Origin of the sequence: Blastococcus saxobsidens (assembly GCF_002938435.1) — a bacterium.
Lineage (GTDB): Bacteria > Actinomycetota > Actinomycetes > Mycobacteriales > Geodermatophilaceae > Blastococcus > Blastococcus saxobsidens.
This window is the reverse complement of the sequence record NZ_POQT01000007.1, coordinates 18,052-34,260: the sequence shown is the minus strand read 5'-3', so window position 1 is coordinate 34,260 and position 16,209 is coordinate 18,052. Positions and strand designations below refer to the sequence as shown.

Below are 16,209 nucleotides of genomic sequence, written 5' to 3'. Positions count from 1 at the left end.
CGCCCCGAGCCTGCGAGAGGTGGGGGGAAGGGTGGTCCTTCTAGACTCCCGGAGGTGGAGATCCCCTTCCGTAGCTCGGAACGCGCCAGCCTCGGTGTGGAGTGGGAGCTGCAGCTCATCGACCGGGAGACGCGCGAGCTCTCGCCCGGTGCCGTCGAGATCCTCGAGGAGCTCCGGCCCGAGGGCGCCGAGGAGCACCCCAAGGCCAAGCACGAGCTGCTGCAGTCGACCGTGGAGATCATCACCGGCATCTGCGGCACCGTGAGCGAGGCCAAGGCCGACCTGGCCGGCACGCTGGCCGAGGTCGTCGCCGCCGCGGACGAGCGGGGCCTCGGGCTGCTGTGCGCCGGCACGCACCCGTTCACCGACTGGCAGAGCCAGCAGATCTCCCCGAAGGAGCGCTACGCCCAGCTCGTCGAGCGCATGCAGTGGCTGGCCCGCCGGATGCAGATCTTCGGGGTGCACGTGCACGTCGGCGTGCGCGCCCCGGAGAAGGTGATCCCGGTGGTCAACGCGCTGTGCCAGTACGTGCCGCACTTCCTGGCGCTGTCGTCGTCCTCGCCGTTCTGGGTGGGCTGCGACACCGGGCTGGCATCGGTTCGGACCAAGGTCTTCGAGGGGATGCCCACCGCGGGCCTCCCGTTCCGGCTCGCCGACTGGGGCGCGTTCGAGGCGTACATGGAGACCCTCATCGACGCCGGCGCCATCGAGAGCGTGCGCGAGGTGTGGTGGGACATCCGCCCGCACCCCGACTTCGGCACCGTCGAGCTGCGCATCTGCGACGGGCTGCCGACCCTCGACGAGATCGGTGCGGTCGCCGCGCTGGCGCAGTGCCTGGTCGAGCAGTTCGACACCCAGCTCGACCGGGGCTACACCCTGCCCAGCCCGGCCGAGTGGGTCGTGCGGGAGAACAAGTGGCGTGCGGTCCGCTACGGCCTGGACGCCGAGATCGTCGTCGACGAGACCGGTGCCGTCCGGCCGGTGCGCGAGGCGATCACCGAGCTGGTGGAGGAGCTGCGGCCCACGGCCCGGAAGCTGGAGTGCGAGGCCGAGCTGGACGACGTGCTCCGCATCCTGGCGGTGGGGGCCTCCTACCAGCGGCAGCGCGCCGTGGCGCTGGAGCACGACGGCGAGCTGGTGCCGGTCGTCGACAGCCTGCTGGCCGAGCTGCGGGACGGCCTCCCCGAGCACGGGCCGGCGGGCCGGCCCCCGGGTTCCGTGCCCGGACCGGCGGAGTGCGCGGGCGGGCACGCGGCATGACCCCGGTCGTGGAGAAGCTGGCGGCGGCCGTCGACGAGTGGACCGGCAGCCACCACGCCGACCTGGTGTCCATCCGACGCCACCTGCACGCCCACCCCGAGCTGGCCTTCGCCGAGTTCGAGACGACGTCCTTCATCGAGCAGCGGCTGCGCGCGGCCGGGCTCAGGCCGCGCCGGCTGCCCACCGGCACCGGGCTGGTGTGCGAGGTGGGCAGCGGGAACGGGCCGGTCGTGGTGCTCCGGGCCGACATCGACGCCCTGCCGCTCGCCGATCTCAAGGACGTGCCCTACGCCTCCACCCGGGAGGGGCTCTGCCACGCCTGCGGCCACGACGTGCACACCACGGTGGTGCTGGGGGTGGCGCTGGCGCTCACCGAGCTGGACGGGATGCCCGGCCGGGTGCGGTTCGTCTTCCAGCCGGCCGAGGAGACGGTGCCCGGCGGGGCGACCGAGGTGGTGGCGTCGGGCGTCCTCGACGGCGCCTCGCGCGCCTTCGCCCTGCACTGCGACCCGTCGGTGCCCGTCGGCAAGGTCGGTCTGCGCACCGGGGCGATCACCGCAGCCTGCGACCGCATGGACGTCACGCTCACCGGGCCGGGCGGGCACACCGCGCGGCCGCAGATGACCGTGGACCTGGTCGACGCCCTGGGCCGGCTCATCACCGACCTGCCGGGGCTGCTCTCCCGTCAGGTCGACCCGCGCTCCGGGATGAGCCTGGTCTGGGGGGCGGTGAACGCGGGGGTGGCCGCCAACGCCATCCCGCAGCGCGGCACCCTGCGGGGCACCGTCCGGGTGCTCGACCGCGACGCCTGGAAGGGCGCCGAGGAGCTGCTGCGCTCGCTGGTCGAGCGGGTGGCGGCCACGACCGGTGCGGAGGTCGGGGTCGACTACATCCGCGGCGTGCCGCCGGTGGTCAACGACCCGCGCGCGGTGGCCCTGCTGCGCTCGGCGGCCATCGGCTCGGTGGGCGGCGACAACGTCGTGCTCTCCGCGCAGAGCATGGGTGGCGAGGACTTCGGCTGGTTCGCCGACGTCATGCCGATCGCGCTGGCGCGCCTGGGCACCCACGGCGGCGGTGCCCCCCTCGACCTGCACCGGGGCACCTTCGACGTCGACGAGCGGGCCATCGGGATCGGTGTCCGGCTGCTGGCCCGGACGGCGCTGCTGGCGCTCGAGGCGGACGCCGAGCCGTCCGCCACCGGCTCGGCGGCACCCCCTCGCACGCGCCGCCCCGCGCCTGGGGACACTGCTGGCCGCCCATCTGTTGAGGAGACCCACCGACGATGAGTTCCACCGACCAGCAGGCGAGCGGCCCGGCACCGGCAGGGACTGACGCCGACGTCCCGGCCGAGCACGAGGTCCCCGAGGACCTCGCGCTCGCGGGCGAGTTCGAGGCGGTCACCCGCGACCAGTGGCGGGAGCTGGTCGCCGGTGTCCTGCGCAAGGCCGGCCGCGAGGACCTCCCCGACCCGGTCGAGGACGCGCTGCGCCGGCCGGTCGCGCCCGGTGTGACGGTCGCCCCGCTGTACACCGCAGACGACGCCGCGGAGCTGCCGGCCGGCGTCGGCGTCCCCGGCCTGCCGCCGTTCGTGCGCGGCTCCCGTCCCGGTGGCGGCCCGGCCGGCTCGGCCGAGGTCACCGCCGCCGGTGGCGCCGACGGCGGCGCGTCCGGCGGCTGGGACGTCCGCCAGCGGCACGCGCACCCCGACGTCACGACCACCAAGGAGGCCATCGCGGCCGACCTGGAGAACGGCGTCACCTCGCTGTGGCTGGTCGTCGGCGAGGGTGCGGTCCCCGTCGACTCCCTCGGCGACGTCCTCTCCGACGTCCTCCTCGACCTGGCGCCGGTCAGCGTCTCCGGCGGGCTGCCGGCCGCCGAGGCGTTCCTCGACCTGGTGGAGGGCCGCACCGACCTGGCCCCCGGCGGCTCCCTCGGCCTGGACCCGCTGGGCGTCGAGGCCGCCTCGGGGGAGGAGCAGGACCTCTCCGGCCTGGCCGACGTCGCCCGTCGCGCCGCCGCCCATGCCGGTCTGCGCACCGTGGTCGTCGACGGCACGGTCTTCGCCGACGCGGGAGCCTCGGTCGTGGAGGAGCTGGGCTCCTCGCTGGCCGCGGGCGTCGCCTACCTGCGGGCGCTCACCGGTGCGGGGCTCTCCGTCGACGAGGCCGCCGCCCAGCTGGAGTTCCGCTACTCGGCGTCCGCGGACCAGTTCACCACCATCGCCGCCCTCCGTGCCGCCCGCCGGCTCTGGGACCGGGTCGGCGAGGTCAGCGGCGCCTCGCCCGAGGCCCGCGCCCAGCGCCAGCACGCCGTCACCTCCTCGGTGATGACGACGAAGCGCGACCCGTGGGTCAACATGCTGCGCACCACCGTCGCCTGCTTCGCCGCCGGCGTGGGCGGCGCGGACGCCGTGACGGTGCAGCCCTTCGACGCCGCGCTGGGGCTGCCCGACTCCTTCTCCCGCCGGATCGCGCGCAACACGCAGAACCTGCTGGTGGAGGAGGGGCACCTCGGGCGGGTGCTGGACCCGGCCGGTGGCTCCTGGTACGTCGAGTCGCTGACCGACGACCTGGCCCGCGCCGCCTGGGACTGGTTCACCGAGATCGAGCGGGCCGGCGGGCTGTCGGCCGCACTCGCCTCCGGGCTCGTCCGGGACCGGATCGCGCAGGCGTGGGACGCCCGAGCGAAGCGGCTGGCCACCCGCGCGGACGCCATCACCGGCGTCAGCGAGTTCCCGAACCTCGGTGAGAAGCTGCCCGACCGGCAGCCGGCCGTGTCTCCTGGGAAGCGGCGGTCGGCCGCAGGTGACCCGCAGCCCACCGGCGGGCTGCCCCGGGTGCGGGCCGCGCAGGAGTACGAGGCGCTGCGCGACGCGGCCGACGCCGCGACCAGCCGGCCGAGCGTCTACCTGGCCACCGTCGGTCCGATCGCCCGGCACACGGCCCGCGTCACCTTCGCCGGCAACCTGTTCCAGGCCGGCGGGCTGGCGACGCCCTCGGGTGACGAGGCGAGCGGGCTGGCCGAGGCGGGCACGACGGTCGCCTGCATCTGCGGCACCGACAAGGACTACGCGGAGAGGGCCGCCGGTCTGGCGACGGAGCTGCGGGAGGCCGGTGCCACGCAGGTGTGGCTGGCCGGCAAGCCCGACCTCGCGATCGACGGGGTCGACGGGTACGTCTTCGCCGGGTGCGACGCGCTCGCGGCGCTCCGGAGGGTCCACGAGCAGCTGGAGGTCCAGGCATGAGTGCGATCCCCGACTTCGGCGACGTCGAGCTGGGCACCCCGTCGGCGGGCACGTCCGCGGACGACTGGGCCAAGGCGTTCAAGGAGACCACCGGGCGCGGCGTGGAGGAGGTGGCCTGGGAGACCCCCGAGGGCATCACCGTCCCGCCGCTCTACACACCGGCCGACCTCGAGGGCCTGGACTTCCTCCAGACCCTGCCCGGGCTGCCGCCGTTCCTGCGCGGCCCCTACCCGACGATGTACACGACCCAGCCGTGGACGGTCCGCCAGTACGCGGGCTTCTCCACCGCCGCGGAGTCCAACGCGTTCTACCGGCGCAACCTCGCCGCCGGGCAGAAGGGCCTGTCGATCGCCTTCGACCTGCCCACCCACCGCGGCTACGACTCCGACCACCCGCGCGTGGTCGGCGACGTCGGTATGGCCGGCGTGGCCATCGACTCGATCCTGGACATGCGGCAGCTGTTCGACGGCATCCCGCTGGACAAGATGAGCGTGTCGATGACCATGAACGGCGCCGTGCTGCCGGTGCTGGCGCTCTACATCGTGGCGGCCGAGGAGCAGGGGGTGGAGCCCGGTCAGCTGACCGGCACCATCCAGAACGACATCCTCAAAGAGTTCATGGTGCGCAACACCTACATCTACCCGCCCCAGCCCTCGATGCAGATCATCAGCGACATCTTCAGCTTCACGTCGCAGCGGATGCCGAAGTTCAACTCCATCTCGATCTCCGGCTACCACATTCAGGAGGCCGGGGCGACGGCCGATCTGGAGCTGGCCTACACGCTGGCCGACGGCGTCGAGTACCTCAAGGCCGGCCAGGCGGCGGGGATGGACGTCGACGCGTTCGCGCCCCGTCTGAGCTTCTTCTGGGCCATCGGCATGAACTTCTTCATGGAGGTCGCGAAGCTCCGCGCCGGGCGGCTGCTGTGGGCGAAGCTGGTGAAGGAGGCCGGTGCGCAGAACCCGAAGTCGCTGTCGCTGCGCACCCACTCGCAGACCTCGGGCTGGTCGCTGACCGCGCAGGACGTCTACAACAACGTCGTCCGCACCTGCCTGGAGGCCATGGCCGCGACCCAGGGGCACACCCAGTCGCTGCACACCAACGCCCTGGACGAGGCGCTGGCGCTGCCGACGGACTTCTCCGCCCGGATCGCCCGCAACACCCAGCTGCTGCTGCAGCAGGAGTCGGGCACCACCCGTGTCGTCGACCCGTGGGGCGGCTCGGCGTACGTGGAGCGGCTGACCTACGACCTGGCCCGCCGTGCCTGGGCGCACATCCAGGAGGTGGCCGAGCACGGCGGGATGGCGCAGGCCATCGACGACGGCATCCCGAAGCTGCGCATCGAGGAGGCCGCTGCCCGCACCCAGGCGCGCATCGACTCCGGGCGCCAGCCGGTGATCGGGGTGAACAAGTACCGGGTCGACGCCGACGAGGCGATCGAGGTGCTGCGCGTCGACAACGCCGACGTGCTCGCCCAGCAGAAGGCCAAGCTCGGGCAGCTGCGCGCCGATCGGGACGACCGCGCCGTGTCCGACGCGCTGGGCCGGCTCACCGACGCGGCCCGCGCCGCGGCCGGGGGCACGCGCGGCAACGACCTCGACGCCAACCTGCTGAAGCTCGCGGTCGACGCCGCACGGGCCAAGGCCACGGTGGGCGAGATCTCCGACGCCCTGGAGGCCGTCTACGGCAGGCACGCCGGCCAGGTCCGCACCATCTCCGGCGTCTACCGCGACGAGGCGCTCGCCGGGGGCCGGGCGGGGGAGGACAGCCCGATGGAGCAGACCCGCCGGCTGGCCGAGGAGTTCGCCGAGGCCGAGGGGCGCCGTCCCCGCATCCTGGTGGCCAAGATGGGCCAGGACGGGCACGACCGCGGGCAGAAGGTCATCGCCACCGCCTTCGCCGACCTGGGCTTCGACGTCGACGTCGGCCCGCTGTTCCAGACCCCGGACGAGGTCGCCCGCCAGGCGGTGGAGGCCGACGTGCACGTCGTCGGCGTCTCCTCGCTGGCCGCCGGTCACCTCACCCTGGTGCCGGCGCTGCGCGACGCGCTGGCCGAGCTCGGCGCCGACGACGTGCTGATCGTCGTCGGCGGCGTCATCCCGCCCGACGACGTGCCCACGCTCAAGGAGATGGGCGCCGCCGCGGTCTTCCCGCCCGGCACCGTCATCGCCGAGGCGGCGCAGGAGCTGCTGCGCGCGCTGTCCGAGCGCCTCGGCCACTGATGGGTCGCGAGGTCGACGTCCCGGCGCTGGTCGAGGGGGTGCTCGCCGGGGACCGCCGGGTGATGGCCCGCGCCATCACGCTGGTGGAGTCGCGGCGGGCCGACCACCGGGAGAGGGCGCAGGAGCTGCTCGTCGAGCTCCTGCCGCACGCCGGGGGAGCGCGCCGCATCGGGATCAGCGGCGTCCCCGGGGTGGGCAAGTCGACCTTCATCGACCAGCTGGGCGTGGACCTGACGGCGGCCGGATCGAAGGTGGCGGTGCTCGCCGTCGACCCGTCGTCGGCGCGGTCGGGCGGGTCGATCCTCGGCGACAAGACCCGGATGGCGCGGCTCGCCGTCGATCCGGACGCCTTCATCCGGCCGTCGCCCACCTCCGGCACGCTGGGTGGTGTCGCGCAGGCGACGCGCGAGTCGATGGTCGTGGTGGAGGCGGCCGGCTACGACGTCGTCCTGGTGGAGACCGTCGGCGTCGGGCAGTCGGAGATCACCGTCGCCGAGATGGTCGACTCGTTCCTGTTCCTGACCATCGCGCGCACCGGCGACCAGTTGCAGGGCATCAAGCGCGGCATCCTCGAGATCGCCGACGTCATCGCCGTCAACAAGGCCGACGGTCCGGCAGCCGCCGACGCCCGCAAGGCCGCGCGGGAGCTGTCCTCGGCCATCCGGATGCTGCGGGGGCGCGGGGAGCCGTGGGACGTGCCGGTGCTCACCTGCGCCGGGCTCTCCGGCGAGGGGCTGGACGAGGTGTGGGCCAAGCTCGTCGAGCACCAGGAGCGGGCCAAGGCGTCGGGCGCGTTCGACGAGCGCCGCCGCGCGCAGCAGGTGCGCTGGACCTGGCAGCTCGTGCGCGACGGGCTCGAGCACTCGCTGCGGGCGCACCCCGGCGTGCGCGCCGCCGTGCCGGATCTCGAGAAGCAGGTGCTCGCCGGTGAGCTCACCCCCGCGCTCGCCGCCCGGCAGGTCCTGGAGCTGTTCATCGGACCAGCGACCGGCGAGGCAGCCCGAACGCTGTGACGGAGCCGGTCGCTCAGCCGCCCGTGCACATCTCGAGGACCACGATGCCGGGGACCGGGTGGCCGAGACCGCTGATCCCGACGGCGTAGACCGCCACCATGGCCAGGAGCGTCCAGCCCACCCACCGGCGCGCCGAGCCGCCTCGGGCGAGATCCGGCCGGCGGTCGGCCACGGAGGCCAGGCCGGCGACGCCGACCAGCACCAGCAGGACGGCGAAGCGCGTCTCGGTCGCCGACGTCACCAGGGTCGCCAGCGAGCCGATCCACACCAGGCCCACGGCGACCTGCTCCAGTGCGATCCCTCGGCGGGCGCGGAGACCGTGCCGCAGCAGGAAGGCGGCGCCGACGACGGTGATGGTGGTGATCAGCAGGGCGAACAGCCCGTCCAGGCCCGGCTCGTCGATCCGGTAGGGCGTCGACAGCGGCCAGTGCAGCGCCGCGCCGATCTTCTGCGCCGAGAACAGCAGCGCGTGGGGGAAGTTCGACAGGAAGGTGACCGCCAGCTCGCTGAACGACGTCGGTGCCCGGCCTTCGAGGGCGTCGGCCATGCCCGGGCTGCAGAAGAACAGCCGCGGCCCGGCCTCGTCGTCGATGACCGTGTCGTACCGGACGATGTAGGCCGCGTACGACGCCTGGAGCTCGGTGAGCGCGCCGCTCTCCTCCGGGAAGGGCAGCCAGGCGGTGCCGCGCCACCGGTTGAGCAGGAACTGCGGCACCAGCGCGCCCACCGCTCCCGCGGCGAACCACAGGCCGCTCGACCGGCGCGCGACGAGGACGGCGGCCGCGAGCAGCAGCAGCGGCAGCAGGGCGGCGGGCCTGATGTTGAACGCAGCGCCCGCCGCGGCGCCGGCTGCGACCAGCCACCATCGGGACCGACCGTGGAGGAGCAGCGCCGCGGTCAGGAGGAGGGCAGCCACCCAGATGTCCATGAGGGGGAACGGCGCGAAGCCACGGAGCACCACCCCCGTGCCCGCGGCCGAGACGAGAACCACCGGGGTGGTCACCGGTCGCCAGAGCCCGACGAGCCGCGGGAGCAGGACCACGCCGATGACCGCGATCAGTGCCGCGTTCTGCGCCAGCACGGCGACACCGGCCAGGGAGTCGGAGGTCAGCTCCACCAGCACCGCGGCCGGGAGGTAGACGAACGAGGTCAGCACGCCGCGGAGCGAGAGGTATCCGGCCTCGAAGGTGCTGCCGCCGCGGAGGACCGACTGCGTGCCGTTCCAGTAACCGGAGGCGTCCCAGAGGAAGACGGGGGCCGCCGGCTGCAGGAGGACGGTCCCGGCCAGGACCGCAGCCACCAGCGCTCGCACGCGCCAGGTGACGGGACGTGCGGACGGAGCCGCCGCAGAGGGGTGGGCGGCCGACCGTTTCACCGGCACCGCCGGGAGCAGTCGCCGCACCGATGTCGTCTCGCTCGTCGCTGCGGCACGTCGGGCCACCGGTTCATCCGCACGCGGGGGAGCCGGTGACCGGGGCCCCGCAGCGCGGTGCCCCCGGGTGTCGGCCTCAACCACGTTCGGCGGGCGTGAAGTGCTCGTGCGCCATCGGGATCGCGCTGGGGCGCTGCTTGCTGTTCTCGTACGTCCGCCAGACGTAGGACCCGACGATGCCGAGGGCGAGCAGGATCGACGAGCACAGCAGGAACAGCATGAGCATCAGCGGGGTGTACCCCGCCACCTCGACGTTGCCGGTGGCCCAGGCCAGGAGCACGGCGACGCCGGCGACGGTGGAGGACGCCACCCCGAGCAGGCCGGCGGCGATCAGCACGGTGATCGGCAGGTCGGTGAAGGAGAAGATGCTGTCGGTCATGTACCGGAGCTTCTTCCTGAAGGTCCACCCGCTCTTCCCGTGCTCGCGTTCCTGACGGACGTAGGGGACCTCGGCGCGCCGGAAGCCGAGCCAGTAGAGCAGGCCGACGAGGCTGGTGTTCGACTCCTCGAGGCGGAGCAGTTCGGTCGCCACCTGCCGGGTGCAGCCGAACATGTCGACCCCGCCCGCGGGGAGATCCTTCTGGACGAACCGACGGTAGGTCCCCCAGAACGTGCGGGACGCCAGCGAGGACAGCGCGGGGTCGGTGCGCCCCGCGCGGACGCCCACGGCCACGTCGTAGTCGCCGGTGGCCAGCCGGGCGAAGATGTCCTCCACCAGGGAGACCGGCTCCTGCAGGTCGGCGGCCATCACCGCCACGAAGTCACCGCGGGCGACGGCCAGGCCGGCCCGGATCGCGGGGAACGAGCCGTAGTTCCGCGACAGCGTCACCAGCTGCGCCCGGAGCCCGGACCCGGGCAGCAGGCGGCGCAGCAGCAGCAGCGACCCGTCCGGGGAGCCGTCGACGACGAAGACGACCTCGAGCGGGGCGTCCGCTTCCCGCGAGAGCGTGGCGAGCCGGGCGACGAGCCGGGGGATGGTGGCCTCGTTGCCATACACCGGCACGACGACGGAGTAGGTGACCGCGACCTCGCAGGACTCCGGAGCGAGGGTGTGGTCATCGGCGGAGGCGCGAGCCACCGGGACGACCGGAGCGGCGGGTCGCGCGACCGACGCCGCGGTGCGGTGTCCCTCGTGGACGGCCGGCCGGGCCATCAGGTCAACGTTGGTCAGGGACATCGCACACCCGCTCGGTCTGGTTCACGTCGTTCCGGCGGGCCGTCCGTGGACCGCTCATCCGTAGATGACGTCCCGAGGGTGGCATGTGACGGACCGTTTCCCCGTTTCCCGCGCAAGGCACGTGCGGCCGGTGGGACGACTGCGTTCACTGTGGTCGCTGGGGCAGTGATGTGCCGCCTCGGCAGCGCGGAGGGTGACCATCGGACCGGGTCCACGGACGGCACCGGTTACCGTGGTCGGGAGCTTTGGAGGATGCATGGCCGGAGAGCCCGAGCAGAAGGCCGACGCGGTGGCGAGTTCCTCGCCCGCAGTGCCGCTGAACGACCTCAAGCGTGGCTACGAGGCGCTCGCCGAGGAGCTGGAGGCGGCCGCCACGCGGGTGCTCCGCAACGGCTGGTACGTCCACGGCCCGGAGCACCAGGCCTTCGAGCGGGAGTTCGGGGAGTACCTGGGTGGCGTCGAGTGCATCGGAGTCGGCAACGGCACCGACGCGCTCGAGATCTCCCTGAAGTCGCTGCTCCCCAGCCCCGGCTCGGTCGTGGTCACTGCCGCCAACGCGGGCATGTACAGCTCGACGGCCATCCGCAGGGCGGGGCTGATCCCCCGGTACGCCGACGTGGACCCCGAGACCCTCCTTCTCACCCCGGAGTCGGTGGAGGCGGTCCTGGGCGACGACGTCTCGGTCGTCGTCGTCACCCACCTCTACGGCCGGCTCGCCGACGTCGCCGGCATCCGCGCGGTCGCGCGGGCTCGCGGTGTCGCGGTGCTGGAGGACTGCGCGCAGGCCGCGGGTGCGGGAGAGCCGGGCCGGCGCGCCGGCGGGCTCGGCGACGTGGCTGCCTTCAGCTTCTACCCGACCAAGAACCTCGGGGCGCTGGGTGACGGCGGCGCGATCACCACCCGCCGCCCGGACGTGGCCGAGCAGGCCCGCCGACTGCGCCAGTACGGCTGGGAGGCGAAGTACCGGGTCGGCCAGGACGGTGGCCGCAACAGCCGCCTGGACGAGCTCCAGGCCGCCTTCCTGCGGGTGCGACTGCCCCATCTCGACGACTGGAACCAGCGCCGTCGAGAGGTGATCGCGCGCTACGTCGAGGCCGCCGACGGGGTCCGCGTGCGGGTCCTCCCGGCATCGGGGGCCGACCACGTCGGCCACCTGGCCGTGCTGGTCGCCCAGGACCGCGCAGCGGTCCGGGCAGCCCTGGACGCCGCCGGGATCCAGTCCGATGTCCACTACCCGGTACCCGACCACCAGCAGGCCCCGTTCGTCGACCACTTCGCGAGCGTGTCGCTGCCGGTGACGGAGGAGATGGCCGGGCGGATCCTCACCCTTCCGTGCTTCCCCGAGCTCGGGAAGGACGAGGTGGACCGCGTCTGCACCGTGCTCCGTGATCTCTGAGCCGGGGGACGTCCGCTACTCCGTCGTCGTGCCGGTGTACGGCAACGAGGCCACGCTGCCGGCCCTGCTCGAGCGGCTGGAGGTCATGGCCCACCGGCTCGACGGCCACATGGAGGCGGTCTTCGTCGTCGACGGCTCGCCTGACGGGTCCCTCGTGGTGCTGCGGCGCCTCCTCCGGTCGGCGGCCTTCCCCTCGCAGCTGGTGGCCCACTCGCGCAACTTCGGCTCCTTCGCCGCTCTCCGTACCGGCTTCGCCGCGGCGGAGGGGCGGTACATCGCCGCGATGGCCGCCGACCTGCAGGAGCCGCCGGAGCTGGTCGAGGAGCTGTTCGCGCGGCTGTCGACGGGCGACGTCGACGTGGCCGTGGGCACCCGGGAGAGCCGCGACGACCCTCGGACCAGCATGCTGCTGTCCCGGGTCTTCTGGTCGGTGTACCGGCGGTGGGTGCACCGCGAGATCCCCGCGGGTGGCGTGGACATCTTCGGCTGCACCCGGCAGGTGGCCGACGAGCTCGTCGCGCTCGACGAGTCGCACTCGAGTCTGGTGGGCCTGCTGTACTGGCTCGGGTTCCGGCGCGCGGAGGTGCCCTACCGGCGGTCACCGCGGACCGAGGGGCGCAGCGGCTGGACTTTCGGGCGCAAGCTGCGGTACTTCCTCGACAGCGTCTACTCCTTCACCGACGTGCCGATCACGCTCCTCACGCTCGTCGGCGCCGTCGGCGGCGTCCTCACCCTGCTCACCGGGGCGGGACTGGTCGCCGCCCGGCTCACCGGCGCCATCCAGCAGGCCGGCTACACGCCGCTGATGCTGGTCGTGCTGCTCTCGACGTTCACCCTCCTGTTCGGGCTCGGCGTCGTGGGCTCCTACGTCTGGCGCACCTACGAGAACAGCAAGGGCAGGCCCGCGGCCGTGGCGATGACGCACGAGAAGTTCCTGGCGCGCAATCGTGTCGACAACTGACTCCTCCGGCCAGATCTGGCGGTTCCTCCTCGTCGGCGGTGCCAACACCGCCGTGACGGCGGCCGCGCTGGCGGTGCTCGCGCAGTTCATGGACGCCGCCATCGCCTATACCCTCGTCTACGTCCTCGGCCTGGCGTTCACCACCGCGATGACCAACAGCTACGTCTTCCGCGCGGAACGGTCGTGGGCCCGCCGGGCGCTCTTCGTCTCCTGGTACCTGGGCGTCTACGCCATCGGGCTGGGGGTCGTCGGCCTGCTCGACCGCGGCCACGACTGGGCGCCGCTGCCGCTGGCCCTCGCGACGGTGGCCGTGACTGCTCCGCTGAGCTTTCTCGGCGGCCGCCTCATCTTCGCCCGCACCACACCAACGTCGTCCCACGACCAGGAGCAGCCGTGCTGAACTACTTCGTCCACGACCAGGGCCTCTGCGAGAGCACCACCATCGGCGAGGGCACCCGGATCTGGGCGTTCGCCCATGTGCTCCCCGGTGCCCGGATCGGCGCGGAGTGCAACATCTGCGACCACGTCTTCGTGGAGAACGACGTCGTGGTGGGGGACCGCGTGACCGTGAAGTGCGGGGTGCAGCTCTGGGACGGCACCCGGCTGGCCGACGACGTCTTCGTCGGCCCCAACGTGACGTTCACGAACGACCGCTATCCCCGGAGCAAGGTCTACCCGGAGACCTTCGCGCGCACCACCGTCGGCCCCGGGGCCTCCCTGGGGGCGAACGCGACGATCCTGCCGGGTGTCTCGATCGGCCGGCAGGCCATGGTCGGTGCCGGAGCGGTGGTCACCAAGGACGTACCTCCCCATGCCATCGTGGCGGGCAACCCGGCGCGGATCGTCGGGTACGTGGACGCCGGTCCCGGCGAGGTCACCGACCGGCGGGGCGATCCGCGCCACGTGCAGACCAGTCGCGTCCCGGGTGCGAACCTGGTCCGGCTGACCCGAGCGGACGACCTCCGCGGCAGTCTCGTCGCCGCCAACTTCGGCGGCGACCTCCCGTTCGTGCCGCAGCGGTTCTTCACCGTCTTCGGGGTTCCCTCGACCGACGTGCGCGGAGCGCACGCGCACCGCCAGTGCCATCAGCTCCTCGTCTGCGTCCAGGGCAGCGTGAGCGCCCTGGTCGACGACGGCACCGGACGGCAGGAGTTCGTGCTGGACCGGCCGGACCTCGCCCTGCACATGGAGCCGATGATCTGGGGAACGCAGTACCGGTATTCCTCCGACGCCGTCCTGCTGGTCCTGGCGTCGGACCCCTACGACCCCGACGACTACATCCGCGACCACGACGAGTTCCTCGCCGAGGTCGCCCGGGCCGCGTCCTCGTGACCGCGACACTGCTGGAGCGGGGGACGCCGCCGGAGGGGCGGCTGCGTCCGGAGGGCGCGCGCGTCGCCTGGGCGGTCCCGTGCGGGCTCGCCGTGGCCGGCTGGACGCTGCTGGTCGCGGGTGACGTCGACCCACTCCAGGCCTTCGTCCTCGTCCTCGTCGTCGGCGTGCAGGTGGGCACCGGGGCGCTGCTCTGGCGGCTGGCGCAAGGGCCGGCCGGACTGTCGGTCAGCGAGCTGATCGGCATGGGGACGGCGATCGGTCTGCTGCTCGCCATGCTCGGCGCGCAGCTGCTGCGGCCGACACCGCTGGCCCCGCTCGGCTGGCTGGCACCCACCGCGGCTCTCGCCGCCGCCCTCCTGGCGCCGGCCGTCCGCGCCCGTCTACGCGCGGGCACCGTCGTGCGTCCCGCGTTCGACGAGCTCGGCAGCGTGGGCGCGGGCCTGGCGGTGGCGCTGGTCTACGTGTGGTCGTTCTGGCGGGCGCACCCGCTGTCCTTCGACGGCTGGCGCAGCTACTACGTCGACATCCCCTACCACGAGGCGCTGGCCACGTCCCTGGCCACCTGGGGGCCGGGCGACAGCATCTTCGCCGCGGGGAACCCGGTCCGTTACCACTGGTTCGTGCACGCCTGGTCGGGCGCGACGACGGACGCCGCGGGTGCCGACGCCTTCGTCGTCCTGACCCGCGTCCTGCCGCTGGTCGTCTTTCTCGGCATCCTGTGCCTGGTCTGGACGTGGAGCCGGCGGCTGTCGACCCACCGCGCGGTGCCGGCCCTGGCGGTCCTGCTGGTCGCCGTGGGCCTCAACGTCGCGAGCGCCTCGTCGATCACCTTCCTGCAGCACTCCCTGCTCTCACCGTCCCTCGGCTTCGGCGCGCTGTCCCTGCTGGGCGCCGCCGTGGTCATCACCGACCTGCTCCGCGGGACGCTCCGGTGGCCCTACGCCTTCCTGGCCCTCTTCGCCGTCGGCTGCGTCGGCGGCAAGACCAGCTTCGCCGCGGTGCTCGGGGGCGGGGTCGGCCTGCTCGCCGTGGCCGGGCTGCGCGACCGGGACAACCGGAGGCGCGCGCTGACCGCGCTGCTCGTCGTCCTCGGCGCGGTCGCCGTCGCCTTCGTCGTCCTCGTCATGGGGAGCGCGGGTGACCTGTTCCTGGAGCCCGGGGCCACTGCCCGCGCCTTCGGCGTGTGGGACGGGTCGGGGTGGCTGGGCCTGGTCCTCGGCACGGTGGCGGTGGTCCTGGTGTTCGCGGCCAAGTGGGCGGGATTGCTGGTGCTGCTCGGGCGCCGGGCCCGGCCGGAGGTGTGGTTCGCGCTGGGGGCGGCCGGGGCGGGGTTGCTCTTCGCCGCGGTGCTCGGTCACCCCGGCCTCAGCCAGACCTACTTCCCGATCTCGGCGGGGGTGGCCGTCTCGGTGGTGGCGGCGGCCGGGCTGGGGGTCGCGCTGGACCGGCTGCCCGCCGCCACGCTGTGGACGGCGGCCGGCGTCGGGGTGGCGGCCGGTGTCGTGGGGCTGCTGTCCGTGCCTCAGCGGCTGGCCTGGCTCTCGCCCTACGCGGTCTGGGGGCTGCCGCTGCTCCTGGCCCTCGGGCTGCTCCTGCACCGGTGGTGGCGGGGCGGTCCGGCCCGTGTCCGCGCGGGTGCGGTCGGCGCCACGGCGGCGCTGGCTTGGGCGCTGTCGATCGCCGCGCTGACGTCGGGTCAGGCCGCGGTGCTGGACAGCGCGCGGGCCCCGGCCCCGGCGCCCGCTGCCCCGGAGGCGCCGATGGCCTGGTCGCCGGCGCACGCCGCCGCGCTGGACTGGCTGCGGGTGCACTCGGCGGTGGACGACGTGGTGGCCACCAACCGGCAGTGCAGCGCTCCCGGGGACCAGGCGGCCACCTGCGGCCGGCACCGGTGGTTCCTGGATGCCGCGCTGGCCGACCGGCGGATGTACGTGCAGGGGGCGGACTACCTCGACGGCCTGCCGCACCCTGCCTGGGTGCGGGACCGGATCGACGTGTCGCGGCGGTTCGTGGACGCGCCGAACGAGGCCGACGCCCGGATGCTCTGGGACGCGGGTGTCCGGTGGGTGGTCGTCGACCTGGCCTCGACGTCGAACCGGGACTGGGGTGCCCACGCCGCGCAGGCGTTCGCGACGGACACGACGGTCATCCTGCGTCTGTCCCCCTGAC

Annotated in this window: 12 protein-coding genes; 10 read left to right on the top strand and 2 right to left on the bottom strand. The window is 73.6% G+C overall.

Features of this window, described 5'->3' with window-relative positions:
• The first annotated feature begins 54 nt into the window (after positions 1–54).
• The 5 genes from C5507_RS06115 to meaB are packed head-to-tail and all read left to right on the top strand — an operon-like array spanning position 55 to position 7,739.
• Positions 55–1,260: a glutamate--cysteine ligase gene (locus tag C5507_RS06115; RefSeq protein WP_104527648.1), complete on the top strand. Its 1,206-nt coding sequence runs from the start codon at positions 55–57 to the stop codon at positions 1,258–1,260.
• Entirely contained in the window at positions 1,257–2,546 is a 1,290-nt protein-coding gene (locus C5507_RS06110; RefSeq protein WP_104527756.1) for an amidohydrolase, read from the top strand. The genes C5507_RS06115 and C5507_RS06110 overlap by 4 nt, the downstream gene beginning before the upstream one ends.
• A complete protein-coding gene (locus C5507_RS06105; protein ID WP_104527647.1) occupies positions 2,543–4,504 on the top strand; it encodes a methylmalonyl-CoA mutase family protein in 1,962 nt (653 codons plus the stop codon). The genes C5507_RS06110 and C5507_RS06105 overlap by 4 nt, the downstream gene beginning before the upstream one ends.
• Positions 4,501–6,726 (top strand): methylmalonyl-CoA mutase, encoded by a 2,226-nt coding sequence (gene scpA / locus C5507_RS06100; RefSeq protein ID WP_104527646.1) that lies wholly within the window; start codon positions 4,501–4,503, stop codon positions 6,724–6,726. Before C5507_RS06105 ends, scpA begins: the two co-directional genes overlap by 4 nt.
• A complete protein-coding gene (gene meaB / locus C5507_RS06095) occupies positions 6,726–7,739 on the top strand; it encodes a methylmalonyl Co-A mutase-associated GTPase MeaB (protein WP_104527645.1) in 1,014 nt (337 codons plus the stop codon). Before scpA ends, meaB begins: the two co-directional genes overlap by 1 nt.
• Before the next feature lie 13 nt (positions 7,740–7,752).
• On the opposite strand, the gene C5507_RS06090 is transcribed toward meaB, so the two are convergent.
• Together C5507_RS06090 and C5507_RS06085 are read right to left on the bottom strand one after the other, a co-directional pair.
• Entirely contained in the window at positions 7,753–9,051 is a 1,299-nt protein-coding gene (locus tag C5507_RS06090; protein WP_104527644.1) for a hypothetical protein, read from the bottom strand.
• Between the two features lie 196 nt (positions 9,052–9,247).
• Positions 9,248–10,348 (bottom strand): glycosyltransferase family 2 protein, encoded by a 1,101-nt coding sequence (locus C5507_RS06085; protein ID WP_207225831.1) that lies wholly within the window; start codon positions 10,346–10,348, stop codon positions 9,248–9,250.
• A gap of 256 nt (positions 10,349–10,604) precedes the next feature.
• Between C5507_RS06085 and C5507_RS06080 the strand changes: the two genes are divergently transcribed.
• The 5 genes from C5507_RS06080 to C5507_RS22145 are packed head-to-tail and all read left to right on the top strand — an operon-like array spanning position 10,605 to position 16,208.
• The gene (locus tag C5507_RS06080; protein WP_104527643.1) at positions 10,605–11,744 is read left to right on the top strand and encodes a DegT/DnrJ/EryC1/StrS family aminotransferase; all 1,140 of its coding nucleotides are present in this window, start codon (positions 10,605–10,607) and stop codon (positions 11,742–11,744) included.
• Positions 11,734–12,705, top strand: a complete 972-nt coding sequence (locus C5507_RS06075) for a glycosyltransferase family 2 protein (RefSeq protein WP_207225829.1) — start codon at positions 11,734–11,736, stop codon at positions 12,703–12,705. Before C5507_RS06080 ends, C5507_RS06075 begins: the two co-directional genes overlap by 11 nt.
• Entirely contained in the window at positions 12,692–13,105 is a 414-nt protein-coding gene (locus C5507_RS06070) for a GtrA family protein (protein WP_158657525.1), read from the top strand. The genes C5507_RS06075 and C5507_RS06070 overlap by 14 nt, the downstream gene beginning before the upstream one ends.
• Positions 13,099–14,037, top strand: a complete 939-nt coding sequence (locus C5507_RS23290) for a WxcM-like domain-containing protein (protein WP_207225827.1) — start codon at positions 13,099–13,101, stop codon at positions 14,035–14,037. The genes C5507_RS06070 and C5507_RS23290 overlap by 7 nt, the downstream gene beginning before the upstream one ends.
• Positions 14,034–16,208, top strand: coding sequence for a hypothetical protein (locus C5507_RS22145; RefSeq protein ID WP_158657524.1), 2,175 nt, complete (start codon positions 14,034–14,036; stop codon positions 16,206–16,208). The genes C5507_RS23290 and C5507_RS22145 overlap by 4 nt, the downstream gene beginning before the upstream one ends.
• Position 16,209: the final 1 nt, after the last annotated feature.